Consider the following 19,528-nt stretch of genomic DNA (forward strand, 5'->3'; position numbering starts at 1 on the left):
CTGCTCACTCCTTGTAAGTGACCGCGCGTGCCAACTGCGCGAGCATGGTGTCCAGCATCATTCCGACCAGACCGATCAAGAGAATGGCGCTGATGATGTTGGTGATGGAGAGGTTGTTCCACTCGTTCCACACGAAGTAGCCGATCCCGGTGCCGCCGACCAACATCTCGGCCGCCACGATGACCAGCCAGGCGATGCCGACCGAGATCCGCATCCCGGTCATGATGGTCGGCGCGGCGGCGGGAAGGATGACCTGGAAGGCCGTGCGCAGTGGCGAGACCTCAAGCGTTCGGGCGACATTGAGCCAGTCCTTCCGCACCGAGGCGACACCGAAGGCGGTGTTGACCAACATCGGCCAGAGCGAGCAGATGAAGATCACGAACACGGCCGAGATGTCGGAGTCCTTGATGGTGTAGAGCGCTAGCGGCATCCAAGCGAGCGGCGAGATCGGTTTCAGGACCTGGATGAAGGGATCGAGCGCCTTATAGATCAAGGGAGACATCCCGATCACGAAGCCCAAGGGGATGGCAACCAGCGCCGCGAGCGCGAACCCGATCAGGACGCGCCCGATCGAGTAGATCAGCTGGGTGCCGATCCCCTTGTCGTTGGTCCCCCGATCATAGAAGGGGTCCCGGATGTGCTCCCACAGCTTCGCGCCGACATCCAGCGGCCCGGGCATCGCCGACTGCCCGCCCGTGGCCGCCTGTGCGCCGATCAGGGCCGCGTATTCGGGATCCACCGTCACCTCGCCGAGGGTCTGCTGCGTCGAGAAGTGCCAGACACCGACGAAGACCCCGAAGAAGAGTACCGATAGGATCGGTGCTGCCCAGAAGCTGGTTGGCTTCATCCGTCAGGTCCTCCGGATCGGGAAGCTCTCGATATAGGCCTCCGGCTTCGACGGATCGAACGGCTTGCCCATGACCGAGAAGGCCATCACCGGATCGGTCGGTGCCTCCATGCCGACCTCTGTCATGAGACGAGCCGCATCGGTCGCCAGGAAGACCTCGCGTGCCACGTTCGCATAGTCGACATCGCCATCGATCTGCCCCCAACGCTTCATCTGAGTCAGGATCCAGATGGCGAAGGATTCGTAGGGGAAGGGGTCGAAGTCGATCCGATCGGGATCCCGGACGATATTGCCCAAACCGTCGGCGAAGGTCCCGGTGAGAACCTGTTCAACCACCGTGACCGGCTGATTGAGGTAGTTGGCCGGGGCGATCGCTGCGGCGATCTCCTTGCGGTTTTCGGGTTTGCGGGCATAGGCGGTCGCATCCAGGATCGCCTTGAGCAGGGCCTGATAGGTGTTCGGCATGTCGGTGACGAACTCGCGGCTGGCCGCGAAGGCGCAACAGGGGTGTCCGTCCCAGATCTCTTTGGAGAGGAGATGGATGAAACCGACGCCATCGTAAACCGCGCGCTGGTTCACGGGATCGGGCGCGAGGAAGCCGTCGATGTTGTCGGCACGCAGGTTGGCGACCATCTCGGGCGGGGGCACGGCGCGGATCTGCACGTCCCGATCCGGATCCAGGCCATGCTCGGCGAGGTAGTAGCGCAACAGATAGTTGTGCATTGAGTAATCGAAGGGGACAGCGAACTTGAACCCCTTCCAGTCGGCCGGGTCGCGCTTGTCCTTATGCTTCATCGCGAGCGTGATCGCCTGGCCGTTGATGTTCTCGACCGCAGGCATGGTCCAGGGGATCGGGTTGGATCCTGCACCGATCGTGATGGCCAGGGGCATCGGCGAGAGCATGTGGGCTGCGTCGTACTCTTTCGCCAGGGATTTGTCGCGGACGACGGCCCAACCAGCGGTCTTGACCACCTCGACGTCGAGCCCGTACTTGGAGTAATACCCCAGCGGATGCGCCATGATGATGGGGGTCGCGCAGGTGATGGGGATGAAGCCGACGCTCAGCTTGGTCTTCTCGAGCGGCCCGTTGGTCTCCGCGAAGACCTCTTTCGCGAGCCCGAGCGGAAAGATGCTCGAGATCGCGGCCAGGGCCGTTCCTGCCCCGACCGACTTCAAGAAGCGACGCCGCTCGGCGTCCCGAGGGAAGAGCGCACGCATGACGGTACCCTCGACCAGCCGATCCTGCTGCTCACGCTGGTCCCGGGCGTGGGCCTGATCGTGCTCGGCTTGGTTGCGATGGTGTCCGCAGGAGCAGCCGCCGCGGTGCAGTTTGACGTCGGGATCGAAGGGATTGGGCAGAGACATTGGTGATTCCTCGTTCCGGTGGGGGGATCCGATTGGAATGTTCGGGCTTAGGCGGAGATGAGCTCGGGAACTCCGAGCGGCGGATTCGCGTACTCGATGTCGTGCTCGTAAAGCGCGTAGGCGCGTTGGTACTCCATCACCCGAGCGACGCCCTGGATGAACGCGGCGTCATATCCGGCGCGCCGCAGCAGATGGAATCCCAGCTCCATCCCCGAGCTGATGCCGCCTGCGGTGACAATGCGTCCGGCATCGACGACGCGGGCGTGACTGATTCGACAGGCCGGTGCCAGCTCGGCCAATCGGGCGATCGGCGTCTTGCCGAGGTGGGATGCCTCGAGCCGATCGGGCTCCTTGCGGTTGGTGGCCGGCAGTCCGTCGAGCAGGCCCATACAGGCATAGACCCAGGATCCGGTGCAGACGCTCGTGAGGAGACAAGCGTCCGGGAGCCCCTGAATGAAGTCGTGCAGATTGCGGTTGTGCATCTCCTGACGTGTGCCAAACCCTCCCGGGATCAGAAATGCGTCCATCGCCGGTCGGTCGGTGAAGCCGTAACTAGGCAAGACCGTAATGCCGGCCTGGGTCTGGACAGGACGCAGGGTCTCGGCCACCAGGAACACATCGATCTCGGGGTCGAGCCGTCGTGCCACAGAGAGCACACCGCAGGGTGCGGCGTAGTCGATCACCTCGGCGTCCTTGAAGACGTAGACCCCGAGTCTAAATCCGGCCTTGCGCATCTCGTGCTGTTCCCGACTCTTTCGCATGGTTTCATTCTCTGGGCCGACGATCACCCGCGGTATCGCGAAACGCATGATTTCGTCGTAGGGGGATCACTACAGGGATGTCGTCCCGGCGACTGTTGGCCCCGAGGGATCATCGAGTTGCATTCAGCCTGGATCCGGCAGTCGGCACGATGAGGGAAGACAAACAGGATTCGGTGATCCGGCGTCCCGAACCGGTTTGGCTCAGGGCTCGAGCAGACCATGGCGATTGGCATAGGTCACCAATTCGACCAGGGTCCGAATGCCGAGCTTCTCGAAGACGCGGCTGCGATAGGTGGAGATGGTGTTCGAGGACAGGGCGAGCTGCTCGGCGATCTCGGAGACGGATCGCCCCTGGACGAGCAGGTTGAGCACCTGAAATTCCCGATTGGAAAGGCTCTCGTGGGGTGGTCGGGCGCCGTCCTCGCGGACGCTGCGCGCGAGCATCTCGGCGATGCCCGGCGTGATGAAGACACCGCCGGCAGCCACCTTGGTGATGGCGCCGAGCAGTTCCTCGGGCGAACAGCCTTTGTTGAGGTAGGCGCCGGCACCGGCGCGAATGGCACGCACACCGAACTGTAATTCGGGATACACCGAGAGCATGACCACCCCAACCTTGGGAAACTCGCTCGTGATGAGCTTCAACGCCTCGAACCCATCGCGGTCACCCAGAGCAATGTCGAGCAGGATCACGTCGACCGGGGTCGTTCGCAGGATTCGCAGCGCCTCGGGACCGTCGGAGGCCTCTTGGATGGAGCCGATCCGTGGCTCCTCCGACAAGATCTGGATCAGACCCCGGCGGATGATCATGTGATCGTCGACCACGAGGAGCCTGATCACGCGAGCACACCCCTCAGCCTCAAAGCCACCCGAGTGCCCTCGCCGGGGTGACTGACGATGGCGAGCTCGCCCCCGATGGCTCGCGCCCGTTCATGCATCCCGAGCAATCCGAAACTGATGGGCTGAGCCGGTAGCCGCATGCCGCGGCCGTCGTCGGACATCTCGATCAGCAGGTCCCGGTCTTGTGCCTCCGTCGAGAGACAGACCCTGCGTGCTCCGGCATGGCGCTGGGTGTTCGTCAGCACCTCCTGAACAATGCGGTAGACCGCGATCTCCGCGTCCCGACCCAGGCGGCAGCGCTCGACCTCGGCAGGGCAGATGAAGCTGCAGCGGAGGCCCGAGCGGGCCTCGGTCTCTTCCAGCAAGGACTCCAGCGCAGCCCAGAGACCCAGGTGATCGAGGACGCCGGGACGCAGGTCGTTGAGAATGCGGCGCAGGGCGTCCATGGCGCCGCCGCCGATCTCGAGCGCCGCGTCGATATGACGGCGCATCACCGGGTCATCGGTCAGGCGTTGCCGCAACCAATTCAGCTCGAGCTGCATGGCGGTCAGCGAGGCACCCAGATCGTCGTGAATCTCGCGTGCGATGTGCGCCCGCTCCTCTTCCCGGACCGAGTTGAGATGGGCCGAGAGGCGGAGGAGTCCGTCGTGCGCCTGGCTCAGTTGCCGGTGCGCGGCAGACAGCTCCGCGGTCCGCTCGACGACGCGCCGCTCCAACTCGGCGCGGGCGGCATGGAGCGCCGCCTCGGTGCGCTTGCGCTCGGTGATGTCGGTGAAGGTGACGACCGCGCCGACCACCTCGTCGCCGTTGCGGATCGGGTAGGAGGCATACTCGGCCGGGAAGGGGCTGCCGTCACGCCGCCACAGGACCTCGTCCTCGACCCGGCAACTACAGCCCTCCCTGAATGCCTTGAAGATCCGGCAGTCCTCTACCGGCATTCGCGCACCGTTTCCGTGCGAGTGATGGATGAGATAGTGCATCTGGCGGCCCAGCACGTCATCGGGCTCGTAACCCAGCAGCTCGGCGCCGACCCGGTTGATGAAGATGCAACGCCCGGCCAGGTCGATGCCGTAGATGCCTTCGCCGGCCGACTCGAGCAACATCTCAAGTTGGCGCCGCCAGGCCGCGTGGTGGGAGAGGTGGTGGAGATTCGCGAACATTCGGAGACAGGATGGCCCGGCGATGCGTGTCGACATTGCAAGAAAGGGACCTCTCCGAGCCGACGCCGACTCCATGCCTCTTCGGACCCTACCGCAACGACCTGATGCGGAGGCGGACGTGCCCGGATCCTCGCGTGACGCCCTTGCTCGCTGTCGACCCGGACCCTATAGTCGAACCTCCGGAATCTTCGACGACGACTGCCATTCTCAACGTAACGGACGCCAAGGTACACTTCTCCGAGGTCGTCGAGCAGGCCAGTTAAGGCCAGCACATCATCCCCGGGATGCGTAAGCCCATCTGACCATTCGTTACGAACCCGAGCCGTCAAATCAGCGCCTTGGGCTTTTTCAGAGGCAATTGTGGATCGCCGACGACTTCGAGGCGACCCCGAAGGCCGGCGATTCTTTACTCCAGATCGAGATTCCTCGTCTGACGGCGTATCCCGGCTTGCCGATGCATCATCGCGACCCTTTTGACCGGCTCCTGGTGGCGCAGGCCCAGACGTCCGGCTTGGTTCTGGGCACCCGCGATCCGGAGATTGCCAAGTATGATGTGCGAACCCTGCTCGCCTGAGCGCACGCGTCCGACGGCTCCGAGCCGCAACGCAACCGCCCCCCCGCCACAGCGAATCGATGCCATGACCCCACAAGCCAGCTTCATCAACATCGGCGAACGCACCAACGTCACCGGCTCCGCCAAGTTCAAGCGACTGATCCTCGACGGCAACTTCGACGCCGCGCTCGATGTCGCGCGTCAGCAGGTGGAGAACGGCGCCCAGATCATCGATATCAACATGGACGAAGCGATGCTGGACTCGCAGGCGGCCATGGTGCGCTTCCTGAATCTGATCGCCGCGGAGCCGGACATCGCCAGGGTGCCGATCATGATCGACTCGTCGAAATGGTCGGTGATCGAGGCCGGGCTCAAGTGCGTCCAGGGCAAGTCCATCGTGAACTCGATCAGCCTGAAAGAGGGCGAGGTCGCCTTTCGCGAGCAGGCGAAGAAGGTCAAGCGCTACGGCGCGGCTGCTGTGGTCATGGCCTTCGACGAGATCGGTCAGGCCGACACGCAGGAGCGCAAGTTCGAAATCTGCTCCCGCGCCTATCGTATCCTGGTCGACGAGATCGGCTTCGCCCCCGAGGACATCATCTTCGACCCCAACATCTTCGCCGTGGCCACCGGGATCGAAGAACACAACAACTACGCGGTCGACTTCATCGAGGCGACCCGGCGCATTAAGCGCGAGCTGCCTTATGCCAAGGTCTCGGGCGGGGTGTCCAATGTCAGCTTCTCCTTCCGCGGCAACGACCCGGTGCGCGAGGCGATCCACTCGGTCTTCCTCTATCACGCCATCCGCGCCGGGATGGACATGGGCATCGTCAACGCCGGCCAGCTCGCCATCTACGACGATCTGCCCGCGGAGCTGCGCGAGGCGGTCGAGGACGTCATCCTCAATCGGCGCCCGGATGCCACCGAGCGGCTGCTCGATCTCGCGCCCAAATACAAGGGCGACGGCTCGGGCATCGAGAACAAGCAGGATCTCTCCTGGCGCGAAACGACGGTCGAGAAGCGCATCGAGCATGCGCTCATCAAGGGCATCACCGATTTCATCGTCGAGGACACGGAAGAGGCACGCCAGAAGCTCGGCGCGCCCATCAACGTCATCGAAGGCCCGCTGATGGACGGCATGAACGTGGTCGGCGATCTCTTCGGCGAGGGCAAGATGTTCCTCCCGCAGGTGGTCAAATCCGCGCGCGTCATGAAGAAGTCCGTCGCCTATCTGGAGCCCTTTCTGGAGGCCGAGAAGTGCGAGGGCGACACCCAGGGCCGCATCCTCATGGCGACGGTGAAGGGCGACGTGCACGACATCGGCAAGAACATCGTCGGGGTCGTCCTCCAGTGCAACAGCTATGAGGTGATCGACATGGGCGTCATGGTGCCGGCCGATCGGATCCTCGCGAAGGCCCGCGAGGTGAATGCGGACATCATCGGGCTGTCCGGCCTGATCACCCCCTCGCTCGACGAAATGGTCCATGTCGCCAAGGAGATGCAGCGCCAGGGCTTCACCATCCCGCTGCTGATCGGCGGTGCGACGACCTCTAAGCTGCACACCGCGGTCAAGATCGAGCCGCAATACACACACCCGGTCATCCATGTCAAGGACGCCTCGCGCGCCGTGGGCGTGGCGGGCAGCCTACTGTCGAAGGAGATGAAGGAGAAGTATGTCGCCGGCGTGCGGGCCGAATACGTGCAGATCCGCGAGCGTCGCGCCTCCCGCGACGAGGCGCGCGACCTCGTGCCTCTGACCAAGGCCCAATCCAACCGCACGCCGATCGATTGGGAGCACTATCAGCCGCCGGTCCCCGCCGAGCCGGGCGTGCAGACCTTCCGCGACATCCCGCTCGATGAGATCGCCGCCTATATCGACTGGACCTTCTTCTTCCACGCCTGGGAGCTGCGCGGGCGCTATCCTCAGATCCTCGACGACCCCGAGAAGGGCGTCGAGGCGCGCAAGCTCTTCGACGACGCCAAGGCGATGCTGCACAAGATCATCACCGAGAAGTGGCTCGGGGCTGCCGCGGTCATCGGACTCTTCCCCGCCAACGCCGTCGGCGACGATATCGCGGTCTATGCCGACGAGAGCCGCCGCGAGACCCTGCTGACCTTCCACTGTCTGCGCAAGCAGGGAAAGCAGCCCCCCGGTAAGTACAACGAGTGTCTGGCCGACTACGTCGCTCCGGCCGAGACCGGCATCCCCGATTATGTCGGCGGCTTCGCCTGCACCACCGGGATCGGGATCGATGAACGTGTTGCGGCCTTCGAGGCCGATCATGATGACTACTCCGCCATCATGCTCAAGGCCATCGCCGACAGGCTCGCCGAGGCGCTGGCCGAGATGCTGCACGCACGGGTCCGCACACGCCACTGGCGCTATGCCTCGGATGAGGATCTGAGCAACGAAGACCTGATCGAGGAACGCTACCAGGGCATCCGCCCCGCGATGGGGTATCCGGCATCGCCCGACCACACCGAGAAGGATCTGCTTTGGCAGGCGTTGGAGGTCGAGCGCAATACCGGCATCTGGCTAACCGAGTCCAAGGCCATGGTCCCGACCGCGGCGGTCAGCGGGCTCTATTTCTCGCACCCGGACAGCCGCTATTTCGCCGTCGGCAAGCTCGCCCGCGATCAGGTGGCCGACTACGCCGAGCGCAAAGGCATGCCGCTGCCCGAGGTCGAGCGCTGGCTGGCGCCGAATTTGGCGTACGAGGCTGACTAAACCGCGCCCGGAGCGGTATGCAATGGTCTTCGATGGGACTCGCCCTGGCAGACTTGACGACCCCTGAAGCCGGCGCGGTTTAGGATATTAACGCGAATTTCCGAAATCGCCTTACCACAACTTACCGGCGGCAATGACCAGGCCGCCGACGGTGGTGATGAACGCGATCAGCCACAGGAAGTGGCGGTCGTGGCGACGGATCATCTCGTCGAAACGCTTGTCGACCTGCTCGAAACGCTTGTCGATCTGCTCGAAGCGTCGCTCGATCTGCTCGAAGCGTCGCTCGACCTGCTCGAAGCGCTTGTCCATGTTGACCTGCATCGCCTCGAAGCGCTTGTCCATCTGCTCGAAGCCCTGACGCATCAACTCGCGCTGGTGCTTGAGCTCCTCCTCGACGCGCACCATGCGCTCGCGCAGCTCGATCTCATAGACCGCAGGCGGCTTGCCGAGACTCTGCTCAGCAAGCCAAACGGCCATGTTGGATTTGATGAAATCGATGTCTTGCTGGGTCAAGGTCATAGCGGACTCCGCTGGATCGCGCACGGGTGCGATTATAGACCGAGCTGACGCGGATCAATCCCCGGCCGAGCCCCCCATCCCGGCTCGCACGCATCGCAGCAGGCCGTAATCGTAGCGGCCTTCGAAGGCGTCGTAGATCGGTTTGAGGCTCATGAGCGCGCTCTCGGGCAGTCGCTCGATGGCGAATTCGATCGCCCGGACGGTCTCATGATCGAGGCGCACAACGTCCTTCACGGCGACTTGCCCTTCCTCGATGCACCGCTCCAAGTGCGTGTAGACCGTGCTGGGCTTCAAGGCACGCTGCTCGGCGATCGCCTCGACTCCTTGGCCTGCGCGAAAGAGCTCGAGGGTTTCTCGAATGGTGTCGGTCAATCCGGACTCGCGGGCGCGCGCACCGACCGAGGCGGGCCTCGCGACCGGCAGCTTCGGTACTATCGAGGGTCGGCCGTGCTTGGCCGCGTGCGTGGCGAGCAGCTTCAGAAAGCCATCACCGAAGCGCTCGAGCTTGGCCTGACCGACACCGCTGATTCGGCTCAGCTCGTCGCGATCGCGCGGGCGGTAGGTCAGGATCTCGCGCAGGGTGGCATCGCCGAAGATGACGTAGGCAGGGACATCCTGCTCCAGGGCGAGTTGACGCCGGTAGTCGCGTAGCGCTTCCCACAAGCCGAGCGCCTCCGGATCGCTCGGCAACTCCGCGGCGGGTTTGCGGCCTGCCCCGGTCGATTTTTTGCGGTCGGGGTCTTGGCGCAATCGGATCCGACGCTCACCACGGAGCAAAGGCCGGGCCTGCTCGGTCAGCCGAAGGGCGCCATGACCCTCGATATCGACGGCGATGAATCCCGCCGCGACGAGCTGGCGATAGACCGACTTCCATTGATCCGCGGACAGCTCTTGGCCGATGCCGAAGGTCGTGACCTGGTCATGCCCGAAGCGGCGAATGCGCTCGTTGTTCTTGCCGAGCAGAACATCCACCAGATAGCTGCTGCCGAAGCGTTGGCCGGTGCGATAGATGCAGGAGAGCGCCTTCTGCGCCGCCTGCGTTCCGTCCCAGGTGGCGACGGGCTCCAGGCAGGTGTCGCAGTTGCCGCAGGGCTTGGGTAGGGGCTCGCCGAAATAGTTGAGCAGAACCTGGCGCCGGCACTCGGTCGTTTCGCAGAAACCGAGCATGCTGTCGAGCTTCTGCATCTCCACCCGCTTGAAGCGCTCCTCGGCCTCGGACTCTTCGATCATGCGACGCAGCATCACCACATCGCCCAGACCATAGGTCATCCAGGCATCCGCCGCTTGGCCGTCGCGCCCGGCGCGCCCGGTCTCCTGATAGTAGGCCTCCAGACTCTTGGGTAGGTCGAGATGAGCGACAAAACGCACGTCCGGTTTGTCGATCCCCATCCCGAAGGCGATGGTCGCGACGATGACCACACCTTCCTCGCGCAGGAACCGGGCTTGGTGCGTGCGACGAGTCTCGGCCGGAAGCCCGGCGTGATAGGGCAGCGCGGTCACGCCCTGCGTCGCAAGATAGGCCGCCGTCTCTTCGACCTTGCGTCGCGACAGACAGTAGACGATGCCTGCATCGCCGGGATGCTCGTTGCGCAGGAAGGCGATGAGCTGTTGGCGCGGGTTGGCCTTCTCGACGATGCGATAGCGGATGTTCGGTCGGTCGAAGCTGGACACGAACTGCCCGGCCTGTTCCAGACCCAACCGGGTGAGGATCTCGGCACGGGTCGGTGCATCGGCGGTCGCCGTGAGTGCGACGCGCGGGATTTGGGGCCAACGCTCGTGCAGCAGGTGGAGCTGGATGTATTCGGGGCGGAAATCATGGCCCCACTGAGAGACGCAGTGGGCCTCGTCGATCGCGAACAGGGCAACTTGGACGCGATCCAGCAAGGCAAGGAAACGCTCGGTCAGAAGGCGCTCCGGGGCGACGTAGACCAGGTCCAGATCGCCCGAGATCATCGACTCCTCGACCGCTCGAGCCTCCTGCACTGTCAACGACGAGTTCAGGAAGGCGGCTCGCACCCCGAGTTGCCGCAGCGCATCGACCTGATCCTGCATCAATGCGATCAGCGGCGAGACCACCACGCCGACCCCGGGCCGCAGGAGCGCCGGGATCTGATAACAGAGCGACTTGCCTCCACCCGTCGGCATCAGGACCAGGGCGTCTCCGCCGCCAATCACCCGGTCGATGATCTCGGCCTGGGCGCCGCGAAAACGGTCGTAGCCGAAGACGCGGTTGAGGACCTGAATCGGCGTCTCGTTCATCCTGTCACTCCACAGAATCGCAACCGCATCGGTTGCGATGCGCATTTTAGCCTATTCGTGTACGCCAGACCCTCTGCCATCATGCGTGTGACCCGCTCAAGCGGCATCGACGCACGACACCCGCGATGGACCCGGCTTCTGGTACCATTTACGTGCCGTTCAGCGTTGGACCCTGCCATGATTGAAGAGCCCGTTCAGGCCGCCGTCGAAACCATGCTGCCAGAGGTCGTCGCAGCCGTCGATCTCGGATCCAACAGCTTTCACATGATCGTGGCCCGCATCGGCAACGGTCATATGCAGGTGACCGATCGCCTCAAGGAGATGGTTCGACTCGGCGAAGGCTTGCGAGACGACAAGCAGCTCGACCCGCAGGTCGCCGAGCGCGCATTGGCGTGTCTGGAACGATTCGGCCAGAGGCTCCGCGGATTCCCTCCCGGCAGCGTGCGGGCGGTCGGAACCAATACCCTGCGTCAGCTCGCACCCGAGAGCGATTTCCTCCCCCTTGCCGAAGCCAAGCTCGGCCACCCGATCGAGGTCATCGCGGGCCGCGAAGAGGCCCGACTGATCTACCTCGGCGTCGCCCATGATCTAGCCGCAGGGACCGAGCGGCGCCTGGTCATCGACATCGGCGGCGGAAGCACGGAGATCATCGTCGGGCTCGGTTTTTCACCACGGCTGCGCGAGAGCCTGCACATGGGCTGCGTGAGCATGTCGCGCCGTCATTTCGCCGACGGTCGCATCACGGCCCGGATCATGGAGAAAGCCGAGCTCACGGGCGCGCTCGAGGTGCGGCCCGTGCGCGAGCTGTTTCGCCGCACCGGCTGGCAGACGGCGGTCGGCAGCTCCGGGACCATCAAATCCATCGCGGCGGTCGTGGCGGCCGAGGGCTGGTGCGAGGACGGGATTTCGGCGACGGCGTTGCTGCGGCTTCGCGATGCACTGGTGGAGACGGGCCGAACCTCCGCTCTCGCGCTCAAGGGCTTAGCCGAGGAGCGTAAGCCGGTCTTCGCCGGCGGTGTCGCCGTGCTGCGTTCGGTCTTCGAGACGCTCGGGATCCAGCATATGCAGGTCTCGGAATATGCACTGCGTGAAGGCTTGATCTACGAAACGATGGGGCGCAGCCAACACGTGGATGTCCGGGAACGCACCGTCGAGACCCTCGGCCGACATTTCCAGATCGACCAGGACCACGCTCAACGCGTCCGGGCGACGGCTTTGTCCCTCTTGCGCCGGCTCACCGCGCCTTGGGCGCTGCAGGATCCCACGCACGGACTCATGCTGGCGTGGGCGGCACGACTCCACGAAATCGGCGTGATGGTGGCCCACAGCCAACACCAAAAACACGGGGCCTATCTGCTGCGCAATGCCGACCTCGCCGGCTTTACGCGACCGGAGCAAATGCTGCTCGCCGCGTTGGTCCTCGGGCACAGGCGGAAGTTTCCCGTCCAAGAGCTCGCAGCCCTACCCCACGGGACCGGGGAGCCGGCACGCAAGCTCTGTGTCATCCTACGCCTGGCCGTTCTGCTGCATCGCGGACGCTCTTCGGAAACCAAGCCCGATCCGACGCTCACGACCGACGGCGATAACCTCGCGTTGAGCTTCCCGGACGGGTGGCTCTCCGATCATCCACTGACGCAGCTGGAGCTCGAAGAGGAGGCCGAGCGCCTGGCGTCCTCCGGGATTCGTCTGAACTTCGGCTAAACCTGCCGGCTCCGCCCGGATGGAACCGCGCCGTCCCGTATCCTTTTCCCCTCATCCTGGTAAAATTAACCGTGCAACGGGGCTTCGCGCTGCACAGACCCCGGAACGGAATTTCCCCGCCGCCGCGGTACCGCGCGCGGTTCCCACGCCGCTAAACTGGAGGACTACAACAATGGCCGCACTCTTTTCCGCCGAGTGGATGAACCATCTCAAGGACGCTTGGAACGCCGAGCCGGAGGTCAAAGACAAGCTGGCCGAGATCGACTTCGACTCGGTCATCTATTGCGGGTTCAAGAACGAGGAAAACCCACGCGGGGTCTTCGTCGTCGAGAAGGGCGAGTGCGTCCGTGCCGGCTCCTGGTCGGATACGGATCCGCCGGCCAACTGGGACATGCGGGCCGACCTCAAGGATTGGCTGAAGTGGGTCGAGAAAGGCATCGGCATGGCCGGCATGGGCACCGCCTTCATGACCGGCAAGCTGAAGTTCAAGGAAGGTGACTACAAGGCAATGCTGAAGGATCCGCGCATGGCGAACCCCTTCGTCAAGAGTTTCGGGCTCATGCAGCAGATCCCGACCGACGAGCTCGGCTGAACCTGAACCGCGCCAGCAGTGACATGGTTCGTTTCGAGGTGGCTGCGAGGTCACCTCGAACAATCAACTCGGCGGGACGCGGTTCAGGTTGATTGAGGATTTTCCCGCGCTTCGCCTCTCGGCTTGATAACGGCTCTTTTCGGATTAGCCAAGCGCATAACCCGCATCGACATTGAGGCATGCACCGGTAATCCGGCGAGCCTCCTCGGACGCGAGAAAGAGCACGGCGCGCGCCACGTCGCTCGGCTCGACGGCCTCTTGTCTCAAGCGGTGGCGGCGTTTCACGGTCGAGGCGATTAGATCGCTCGCTCCGCCCCACATCGGGGATTCCACCACGCCCGGAGCCACCGCGTTCACACGAATTCCGCGCGCCCCCAATGCCATTGCCAGCCGCTGAGTCAACATCTCCAGGCCCGCTTTGCTGGCGGAATAGCTTGTCGATGTGCACGTCTCGAAAGGGTGCTGCGCACAGGCCGACGACATGTTGATGACGACCGGGGCCGCGCTTTGCTCCAGCAAACCGAGACAGCCTTGAGTCAGGGCAAAGGGCGCAATCAGGTTGACTTCCAGGGTCGTCCGCCAGGCCTCGACCGTCTCCTCGATATCCCCTTGACTCAAGATCACGCCGGCGTTGTTTACCAAGACATCCAGTCGCCCGTCCCTGTCCCGGATCTCGGCGACGAGTTGCTCGCGGAAATCCGCATGCGTCACGTCGCCCACCAGGAGACGTAGGCGTCCGCGATCGACGGCCTGACCCCACAGCCGGGCAAGCGCGGCGACCTTCTCCGGATCCCGCCCGAAGGTCACGACGCGATCGCCGGCCTCGATAAAGGCACCGACGAGCCCCGCGCCGATCCCGGATGTTCCCCCGCTGATACAGACGATGCGCGGCACCGTCGCAGTCATCGCTCGCGCTGCCCGAGGTTGGCGTGAATCAGCGCCCCGTTCAACACCGGGGCATGTGCCGCAAAGGCCACAGTCTCGGCGATCTCCTCCGGCTCGATCAGCCGATTGAAGGCCGACATCCCCGCCAGAGCAGCAAGCGTGTCCGGGTCGTCCCCGATCATGGCACGGATCTGCTCGGTGTCCGTGAAGCCGGGACAAATCATGCAGGTGTGGATCCCGCGCCCGGCAAGATCCTGGCAGGTGGAGCGCATCATCCCGGCCAAGGCATGTTTGGCGATCACGTAGCTCGCCACGCCGGGAACCGCCTTCTCCGCAAGGGTCGAGCCGATGTAAATGATGCTTGAGCCGGCGCCCATATGCGGCAGAACCAATTGGTTCAGCGCATTGGCGGCAACCAGATTCAGTTCGAGTACGGCACGCAGATCCTCGCTCGGCAAGGCGTCGATGCTGTCGCGACGCATGATCGAGGCGTTGTGGACCAGACAGATCCGATCGGCATCGCCCAACCAGGCAATCAGCGGGGCGGCGATCCGATCGATTGCGTCGGGCTGCGCGAGATCGCACATCAGATTCTCCACCCCCCGCTCCGTGCAGGGACGGCGGGAGAGATTGACGACGACGCTGCCATCCAAAAGAAAGCGTGTCGCAATGGCGCGACCGATCCCCGCGCTTGCGCCGGTGACGACGAGCAGATTCATGATGTCCTCCAAGACGAAAAGGCCCATTGTCCGTCGCCCGACGAGACACCCAGCTCGATGGCGCGCAGATCTCGACCGTCCAGCTCGGGCCGCACGCGCAGACGCGCAAGCAGGAGCTCGGCCAGCTCTTCGATCGTCACGTTTCGAATGGGCAGGAGCAGCACGTCGCGCTCGAGAAAGGTCAGGCGCTCCTCGCCGAACCAAGCGATCACCATTCCGTCGCCATGCTCGATCCTTAAATGGGGCGACCGCTCGGGCAGCAGCAGGCGCTCGTCGAACTCGTCGCAAAGCGTCTTGAGCACCCTTTTGAGCATGACGTAATCGAACGCCATGCCGTCCGCCCCGACCGGTGCCGTTACATTGCAGCGGATCCGAAAATTGTGGCCATGGAGGTTCTCACGCTCGGTCGCGGAGAAGATGGTGAAATGGCCTGCGCTGAAATTGAGATATTCCTTACTGATCTCGATACGGGTGAGGATGTCGGTATCCAAGGTCGTCTCCGATGCTGCTCGCGTGCCCCAGGCTCGGAGCACCTGTCGGTGCAGTCGCGATCGTTCGCCACTCGCCTCCGACTCTTGGCCGATTTTCCCCCTGCAGACCGGCCGAAAACCCTCGCCACTACTGGGCTGGCGGGCGATTTCGGATTTCACGTGGGTGGCTACATCGTGACTTGCAGGAACTCCACTATCTGCGCTTGCTCGGGTGTTGGGGTACTATTCCGATCGAACTCAGCACCGTTGACGGCCACGCGATTGCGCGTGATCTGAGACAAGCAATCAATCACCCCGCGGAATGTCCAGCGTCTGTCTTCGCCCTTGCCATCGTTGGCAAAGAGCGGCGCTAAGCGCTGCTCCATGTGCCATTGCAGGTAATAGGCCAGCATACAGAGAAAGACGTGACTGCGAATGCGCTCATCGCTCTTGTGATAAACCGGGCGAATTTCCAGCTGCACGGTCTTGAGATTGCGAAAGGCGCGCTCGACAAAGGTCAGGCTCTTATAGGCGCGCACCACGTCCAAGGTTTTCATCTGCGCTTGATCGACATCGCTGGTGATTACATAGCACCCATCGAAACGCTTTTCGTGCTCCACCTTCTCGGCGTTAATCGACCAGGTGAGGCGATGCGCGCACGATGTTTCCTGTTGCGGATCGGCCTCAATCGCCCATTGGATGAACTTGCCCATCTTGTATTTGGCCAACACCTTGCCAACGCGCGCACCGAGCTTTTCGACGGTCGCGGCGCGCTTGTAGGCGGCGATCTCACCCAGGGCCTTGGTGGTGAGATCCAGCAACCGTTGGCGCGTCTGCGACTCGCGCTGAGCGGTCTGTGGATTGCGGCACAGGCAATACCGGCGGGACGGGTCGTCAGGATCGCTGACCTCATGGATATTGCGCTCATCGAACAGATCGAGGGTGATCACCTTGTTCTTCAGCAGGGTCATCATCTCGCCATGGGTCAGGGCGCCAATGGTCTGCAAGTCCGCCTCGTCTTGCAGCGCGTTAATGTTGCTGCGGGTGACCATCCCGCGATCACCGACGAAGATGATCGTCTCGATGCCGTAGCCTTGCTTGATCTCATGCACCTTATCAACCACGGTGGTTTCGTCCTTGGTGTTGCCCGCATAGACTTCCACCCCGACCGGGCAACCTTGGTCATTGCAGATCAGCCCGACAACCACTTGCTCACGACTTTTTTTGCCATCGCGGTTATAGCCGAAGGCCACCAGTTCGCTGTCTTTGTACTCGCCTTCAAAATAGACACTGGTGATATCGTAGAGAATCACATGCCCATTGCGCAGATGACGCCCGGCCAGGGCTTTTGGATCGCCTTCTGGCGCTGTAACAGCCGATCCATTGGCTCGTAGCAATGCGCCTCGACCTCGGGGGTCTCAGCGATTCCGCAAAGCTCCCACAGACAGGTATTGGGATGATGGTTGCATAACGCGAGCTTACTTCCGGCATAGACCAAGCGACCGACAATCATCGCCAGTGCGCCGCTGACCCAGGGTTCGGCGCGCGAGTAGAGGATGCGATGCAGACCCAGTTGCTTGGCAATGGCCAGGATGGCCTGACTGGCGCCGTATTCGCGGCTGTTGAGAATCCGGAAGGCCTGTGGGTCATCGACGGGAACCACGCGCTCACGAAAGGCCAACTGCAGGAGTTGGAGTTGCTCCAGTGAGCAGCCGGTGATGCGCCCATGCTGGGTGTGGCACATCTTGCCGTTGTCGCGAAAGGAGGTGCGCAAGATGCCCACCGGGCTTTTGCGGGTGGTTTGGATTTCCAGGTGCAAATTGCCATGCGCGGTCTGCATGGCTAATTTCTAGCCTATGAACGCTGATATCGCAAGCGCCAATATTTCACATGCATGGCGACATTTTGAAAAAACTTATCGGCGAGGAAGTCAGTAGCCACGCGGCCTAGCGGCGAAAAATGGCCAGATCTGCAGGGGTAAAGTCGGTCTTGGGGGATGTGGGGTCACGGAGCCGAATCCAAGCTGAACCGCGCCCGCGGTGCACGATGATGCTTGAGTGCACTCGCCTCTTGAACCAACAGCGCTGGAGTCGACGCGGTTCAGAGAAAAGGTGCAAGACTTAAACCGCGCTCGTGGAAAGGGTGATTGGTTCGTGCGAGACGGAGCCAGAATCACCCTGTCGCATGTCCCAACGGGCGCGGTTGAAGCGGTTTAAAGGGGCTCCAATTCGCCTTCGTAGGGCTCGATCTCGGTCACGTCGATCCGATAGCCGGCTTCGGCCAGGTCGCTGCTGGTGCGGATCACTCGAAGCGTCCCGGTGACCCAGACGGTATCGAACAGCTCGCCGACATACTCGCGGCCCTCGGGCGCAACCACATGAACCGTCTGGTTTGCGGGCGGCGGCGGCACATGAATACAGGCTCCGTAATAGGGAACCAACAGGAACTCGGTCATCCTGCTCGCATCCAGCTCCAAGGGCACGACGAAGCCGGGCAATCGGACGAGGCGTCCGTCCAGCTCTTCCACGACCGGGGCATCGGCCCAGAGCGCCATGAGCTTGTCCATCAACGCCATGGCACGCGGATCATCGTCGTCCATCTCATCGAGCGCGTCGAGGTCGAAGTCCTCGAGCAGTGTCTCGGGCTGCCACTCGACCGGGATCAAGCGATCCCAATCGATCTCCTCTGCCTGCACCGCGCTTGAAGTCGCTGACTCTGGCCCAGCCGATTCCTCGCCGCAACCCACGAGCCACAGGGCGAGAATGACCGGGAACAACCGCGCAAACAGTCTCATCGTTGGTTTCTCAAGGATTAGACCCTCGTCGAGGGCAAGTGAGCCGATCAGGCGCAATGGTTCTCGCGGGGAAGACTCATACCCGAATCAACAGCCCGTCGGCCAAAGACAATCGATATGCGCGATAGCCGGGGATCAGACCGACTAGGAACCCGGCGGCGAGGACCAGCGCCAACAGCATCATCTCATAGGCCGAGAGGATTCCGACAGCCACGAAGATCCCCGTCGCCGACTGGATCAGCGGCTGGGCCCCCAGGAGGACCGCATAGAGAAGACCCAAGCCAACGAGGATGCCGAGCAGTGTCAGCGCGAACGCCTCGCCGAGAATAAGCGAGAAGACATGGCTCGGACGGGCGCCGACCGAACGCAGGATCGCCATCTCGCGCCTGCGCTCGCCGAGACTCGTCAGCAGCGCCGTCAAAAGACCGAAGAGACCGACGACGACCACGAACCCCGAGACCAGCAGCAAGGCCCGCTCGCCGACCGCAATCAGGCCCCACAGCTCCGCAAGCGCCACGCCGGGCAGGATGGCCATCAGCGGCTCCGTTCGGTAGTCGTTGACGAAACGTTGCACCTGGAAGGTCGAGATCCGCGAGCTCAGGCCCACCAAAGCCGCAGTGATGGCTTTGGGGGCAAGGTCCATGGCACGCGCCTCGTCCGCATCGACGACCCGGCCCGGCAAGGGCGCACCGCCTTCCCAACCGACATGGATCGCCTCGATGCCCTCCAGGCTCACGTGGACCGTGCGATCGACCGGCGTGCCGGTCGGCGCGAGTATCCCGGCGACGTGGAATGGATGCTCGTCATGACGCGCGAAGGCGACATCGGAGGCGCCGTGAGCGATCACGACGGAATCGCCCAAACCGTAGCCCAGCGCCTTCGCCACATCGGCGCCGAGTACGGCGTCATAGAGGTCGGAGAAGGGCGCGCCCTCCTCAATGACAAGCGAGCGGCCGCGGCCGTATCGATAATGCTCGAAGTAGGCAGAAGTGGTGCCGAGGACGGGGTATCCGCGGTGCGAGTCACCCAGCGAGATCGGGATGGACCAGGCGACACGTGGGTGAGCGGCGATATCCGAATAGGAGGCCCAGGAGATGTTGTTGGTGGCGTGACCGATTCGGAAGACAGCGTAGAGCAGCAACTGAACCGGTCCGGTCCTCGCGCCGACGATCAAGTCGGTGCCCGAGATGGTATTCGCGAAGCTCGCGCGCGTCTCGGTGCGCAGGCGCTCGACACCGACAAGCAGCGCAACGCTAAGACCGATCGAAAGGACCGTCAGCAACGCCGTACCGCGGCGATTGAGGAGGCTCTTCCAAGCCAAGCTCAGGATAGGCACGGGTC

18 protein-coding genes are annotated in these 19,528 nt (G+C 63.2%); 4 read left to right on the top strand and 14 right to left on the bottom strand.

Annotated features, from left to right (window positions below):
- Positions 1 to 4 precede the first annotated feature (4 nt).
- The 5 genes from ntrB to LT988_RS09565 form a co-directional block, all read right to left on the bottom strand.
- Positions 5 to 847, bottom strand: a complete 843-nt coding sequence (gene ntrB / locus LT988_RS09545) for a nitrate ABC transporter permease (RefSeq protein ID WP_232409923.1) — start codon at positions 845 to 847, stop codon at positions 5 to 7.
- A 3-nt stretch (positions 848 to 850) separates the two neighbouring features.
- Entirely contained in the window at positions 851 to 2,212 is a 1,362-nt protein-coding gene (locus LT988_RS09550; RefSeq protein ID WP_232409924.1) for a CmpA/NrtA family ABC transporter substrate-binding protein, read from the bottom strand.
- Between the two features lie 47 nt (positions 2,213 to 2,259).
- On the bottom strand, positions 2,260 to 2,973 hold the full coding sequence (locus LT988_RS09555; RefSeq protein ID WP_232409925.1) for a DJ-1/PfpI family protein: 714 nt from the start codon (positions 2,971 to 2,973) through the stop codon (positions 2,260 to 2,262).
- A 201-nt stretch (positions 2,974 to 3,174) separates the two neighbouring features.
- The gene (locus LT988_RS09560) at positions 3,175 to 3,810 is read right to left on the bottom strand and encodes a response regulator (RefSeq protein WP_232409926.1); all 636 of its coding nucleotides are present in this window, start codon (positions 3,808 to 3,810) and stop codon (positions 3,175 to 3,177) included.
- Positions 3,807 to 5,006 carry a sensor histidine kinase gene (locus LT988_RS09565; RefSeq protein WP_232409927.1) on the bottom strand — a complete coding sequence of 400 codons (1,200 nt, stop codon included), beginning with the start codon at positions 5,004 to 5,006 and terminating at the stop codon, positions 3,807 to 3,809. The genes LT988_RS09560 and LT988_RS09565 overlap by 4 nt, the downstream gene beginning before the upstream one ends.
- A gap of 322 nt (positions 5,007 to 5,328) precedes the next feature.
- Here LT988_RS09565 and LT988_RS09570 point away from each other — a divergent pair, with 322 nt between their 5' ends.
- Positions 5,329 to 5,544 carry a PIN domain-containing protein gene (locus LT988_RS09570; RefSeq protein ID WP_232409928.1) on the top strand — a complete coding sequence of 72 codons (216 nt, stop codon included), beginning with the start codon at positions 5,329 to 5,331 and terminating at the stop codon, positions 5,542 to 5,544.
- A 64-nt stretch (positions 5,545 to 5,608) separates the two neighbouring features.
- On the top strand, positions 5,609 to 8,248 hold the full coding sequence (metH, locus tag LT988_RS09575; RefSeq protein ID WP_408648064.1) for a methionine synthase: 2,640 nt from the start codon (positions 5,609 to 5,611) through the stop codon (positions 8,246 to 8,248).
- 111 nt (positions 8,249 to 8,359) lie between these two features.
- On the opposite strand, the gene LT988_RS09580 is transcribed toward metH, so the two are convergent.
- Entirely contained in the window at positions 8,360 to 8,767 is a 408-nt protein-coding gene (locus tag LT988_RS09580; protein ID WP_232409929.1) for a hypothetical protein, read from the bottom strand.
- 54 nt (positions 8,768 to 8,821) lie between these two features.
- Positions 8,822 to 11,026: a DNA helicase RecQ gene (gene recQ, locus LT988_RS09585; RefSeq protein ID WP_232409930.1), complete on the bottom strand. Its 2,205-nt coding sequence runs from the start codon at positions 11,024 to 11,026 to the stop codon at positions 8,822 to 8,824.
- Between the two features lie 177 nt (positions 11,027 to 11,203).
- Between recQ and LT988_RS09590 the strand changes: the two genes are divergently transcribed.
- Both LT988_RS09590 and LT988_RS09595 read left to right on the top strand, forming a co-directional pair.
- Positions 11,204 to 12,727 (top strand): Ppx/GppA phosphatase family protein, encoded by a 1,524-nt coding sequence (locus LT988_RS09590; protein WP_232409931.1) that lies wholly within the window; start codon positions 11,204 to 11,206, stop codon positions 12,725 to 12,727.
- Positions 12,728 to 12,899: 172 nt separating this feature from the next.
- A complete protein-coding gene (locus LT988_RS09595) occupies positions 12,900 to 13,319 on the top strand; it encodes an SCP2 sterol-binding domain-containing protein (RefSeq protein ID WP_232409932.1) in 420 nt (139 codons plus the stop codon).
- 144 nt (positions 13,320 to 13,463) lie between these two features.
- Here the strand turns inward: LT988_RS09595 and LT988_RS09600 are convergent, their stop codons facing one another.
- The 7 genes from LT988_RS09600 to LT988_RS09630 all read right to left on the bottom strand — a co-directional run bounded on the left by LT988_RS09600 (position 13,464) and on the right by LT988_RS09630 (position 19,523).
- Positions 13,464 to 14,225: an SDR family NAD(P)-dependent oxidoreductase gene (locus LT988_RS09600; protein WP_232409933.1), complete on the bottom strand. Its 762-nt coding sequence runs from the start codon at positions 14,223 to 14,225 to the stop codon at positions 13,464 to 13,466.
- On the bottom strand, positions 14,222 to 14,923 hold the full coding sequence (locus tag LT988_RS09605) for an SDR family NAD(P)-dependent oxidoreductase (RefSeq protein ID WP_232409934.1): 702 nt from the start codon (positions 14,921 to 14,923) through the stop codon (positions 14,222 to 14,224). Before LT988_RS09605 ends, LT988_RS09600 begins: the two co-directional genes overlap by 4 nt.
- Positions 14,920 to 15,414: a 6-pyruvoyl trahydropterin synthase family protein gene (locus LT988_RS09610; RefSeq protein ID WP_232409935.1), complete on the bottom strand. Its 495-nt coding sequence runs from the start codon at positions 15,412 to 15,414 to the stop codon at positions 14,920 to 14,922. The genes LT988_RS09605 and LT988_RS09610 overlap by 4 nt, the downstream gene beginning before the upstream one ends.
- Before the next feature lie 167 nt (positions 15,415 to 15,581).
- Positions 15,582 to 16,706 (bottom strand): IS1634 family transposase, encoded by a 1,125-nt coding sequence (locus LT988_RS09615; protein ID WP_232407511.1) that lies wholly within the window; start codon positions 16,704 to 16,706, stop codon positions 15,582 to 15,584.
- On the bottom strand, positions 16,703 to 17,233 hold the full coding sequence (locus LT988_RS09620) for a hypothetical protein (protein WP_232407510.1): 531 nt from the start codon (positions 17,231 to 17,233) through the stop codon (positions 16,703 to 16,705). Before LT988_RS09620 ends, LT988_RS09615 begins: the two co-directional genes overlap by 4 nt.
- A gap of 372 nt (positions 17,234 to 17,605) precedes the next feature.
- Positions 17,606 to 18,187, bottom strand: coding sequence for a DUF3299 domain-containing protein (locus tag LT988_RS09625; RefSeq protein ID WP_232409936.1), 582 nt, complete (start codon positions 18,185 to 18,187; stop codon positions 17,606 to 17,608).
- 76 nt (positions 18,188 to 18,263) lie between these two features.
- Positions 18,264 to 19,523, bottom strand: a complete 1,260-nt coding sequence (locus LT988_RS09630) for an ABC transporter permease (RefSeq protein ID WP_232409937.1) — start codon at positions 19,521 to 19,523, stop codon at positions 18,264 to 18,266.
- Positions 19,524 to 19,528 lie beyond the last annotated feature (5 nt).

This window comes from Thiocapsa bogorovii, assembly GCF_021228795.1.
Lineage (GTDB): Bacteria > Pseudomonadota > Gammaproteobacteria > Chromatiales > Chromatiaceae > Thiocapsa > Thiocapsa bogorovii.

Coding starts and splice junctions, on each gene's coding strand:
- LT988_RS09580 (WP_232409929.1), bottom strand. CDS start 8,767: ATGACCTTGACCCAGCAAGACATCGATTTCATCAAATCCAACATGGCC.
- LT988_RS09625 (WP_232409936.1), bottom strand. CDS start 18,187: ATGAGACTGTTTGCGCGGTTGTTCCCGGTCATTCTCGCCCTGTGGCTC.
- LT988_RS09600 (WP_232409933.1), bottom strand. CDS start 14,225: ATGACTGCGACGGTGCCGCGCATCGTCTGTATCAGCGGGGGAACATCC.
- recQ (WP_232409930.1), bottom strand. CDS start 11,026: ATGAACGAGACGCCGATTCAGGTCCTCAACCGCGTCTTCGGCTACGAC.
- LT988_RS09620 (WP_232407510.1), bottom strand. CDS start 17,233: ATGCAGACCGCGCATGGCAATTTGCACCTGGAAATCCAAACCACCCGC.
- LT988_RS09555 (WP_232409925.1), bottom strand. CDS start 2,973: ATGCGAAAGAGTCGGGAACAGCACGAGATGCGCAAGGCCGGATTTAGA.
- LT988_RS09605 (WP_232409934.1), bottom strand. CDS start 14,923: ATGAATCTGCTCGTCGTCACCGGCGCAAGCGCGGGGATCGGTCGCGCC.
- metH (WP_408648064.1), top strand. CDS start 5,609: ATGACCCCACAAGCCAGCTTCATCAACATCGGCGAACGCACCAACGTC.
- LT988_RS09550 (WP_232409924.1), bottom strand. CDS start 2,212: ATGTCTCTGCCCAATCCCTTCGATCCCGACGTCAAACTGCACCGCGGC.
- LT988_RS09595 (WP_232409932.1), top strand. CDS start 12,900: ATGGCCGCACTCTTTTCCGCCGAGTGGATGAACCATCTCAAGGACGCT.
- LT988_RS09590 (WP_232409931.1), top strand. CDS start 11,204: ATGATTGAAGAGCCCGTTCAGGCCGCCGTCGAAACCATGCTGCCAGAG.
- LT988_RS09565 (WP_232409927.1), bottom strand. CDS start 5,006: ATGTCGACACGCATCGCCGGGCCATCCTGTCTCCGAATGTTCGCGAAT.
- ntrB (WP_232409923.1), bottom strand. CDS start 847: ATGAAGCCAACCAGCTTCTGGGCAGCACCGATCCTATCGGTACTCTTC.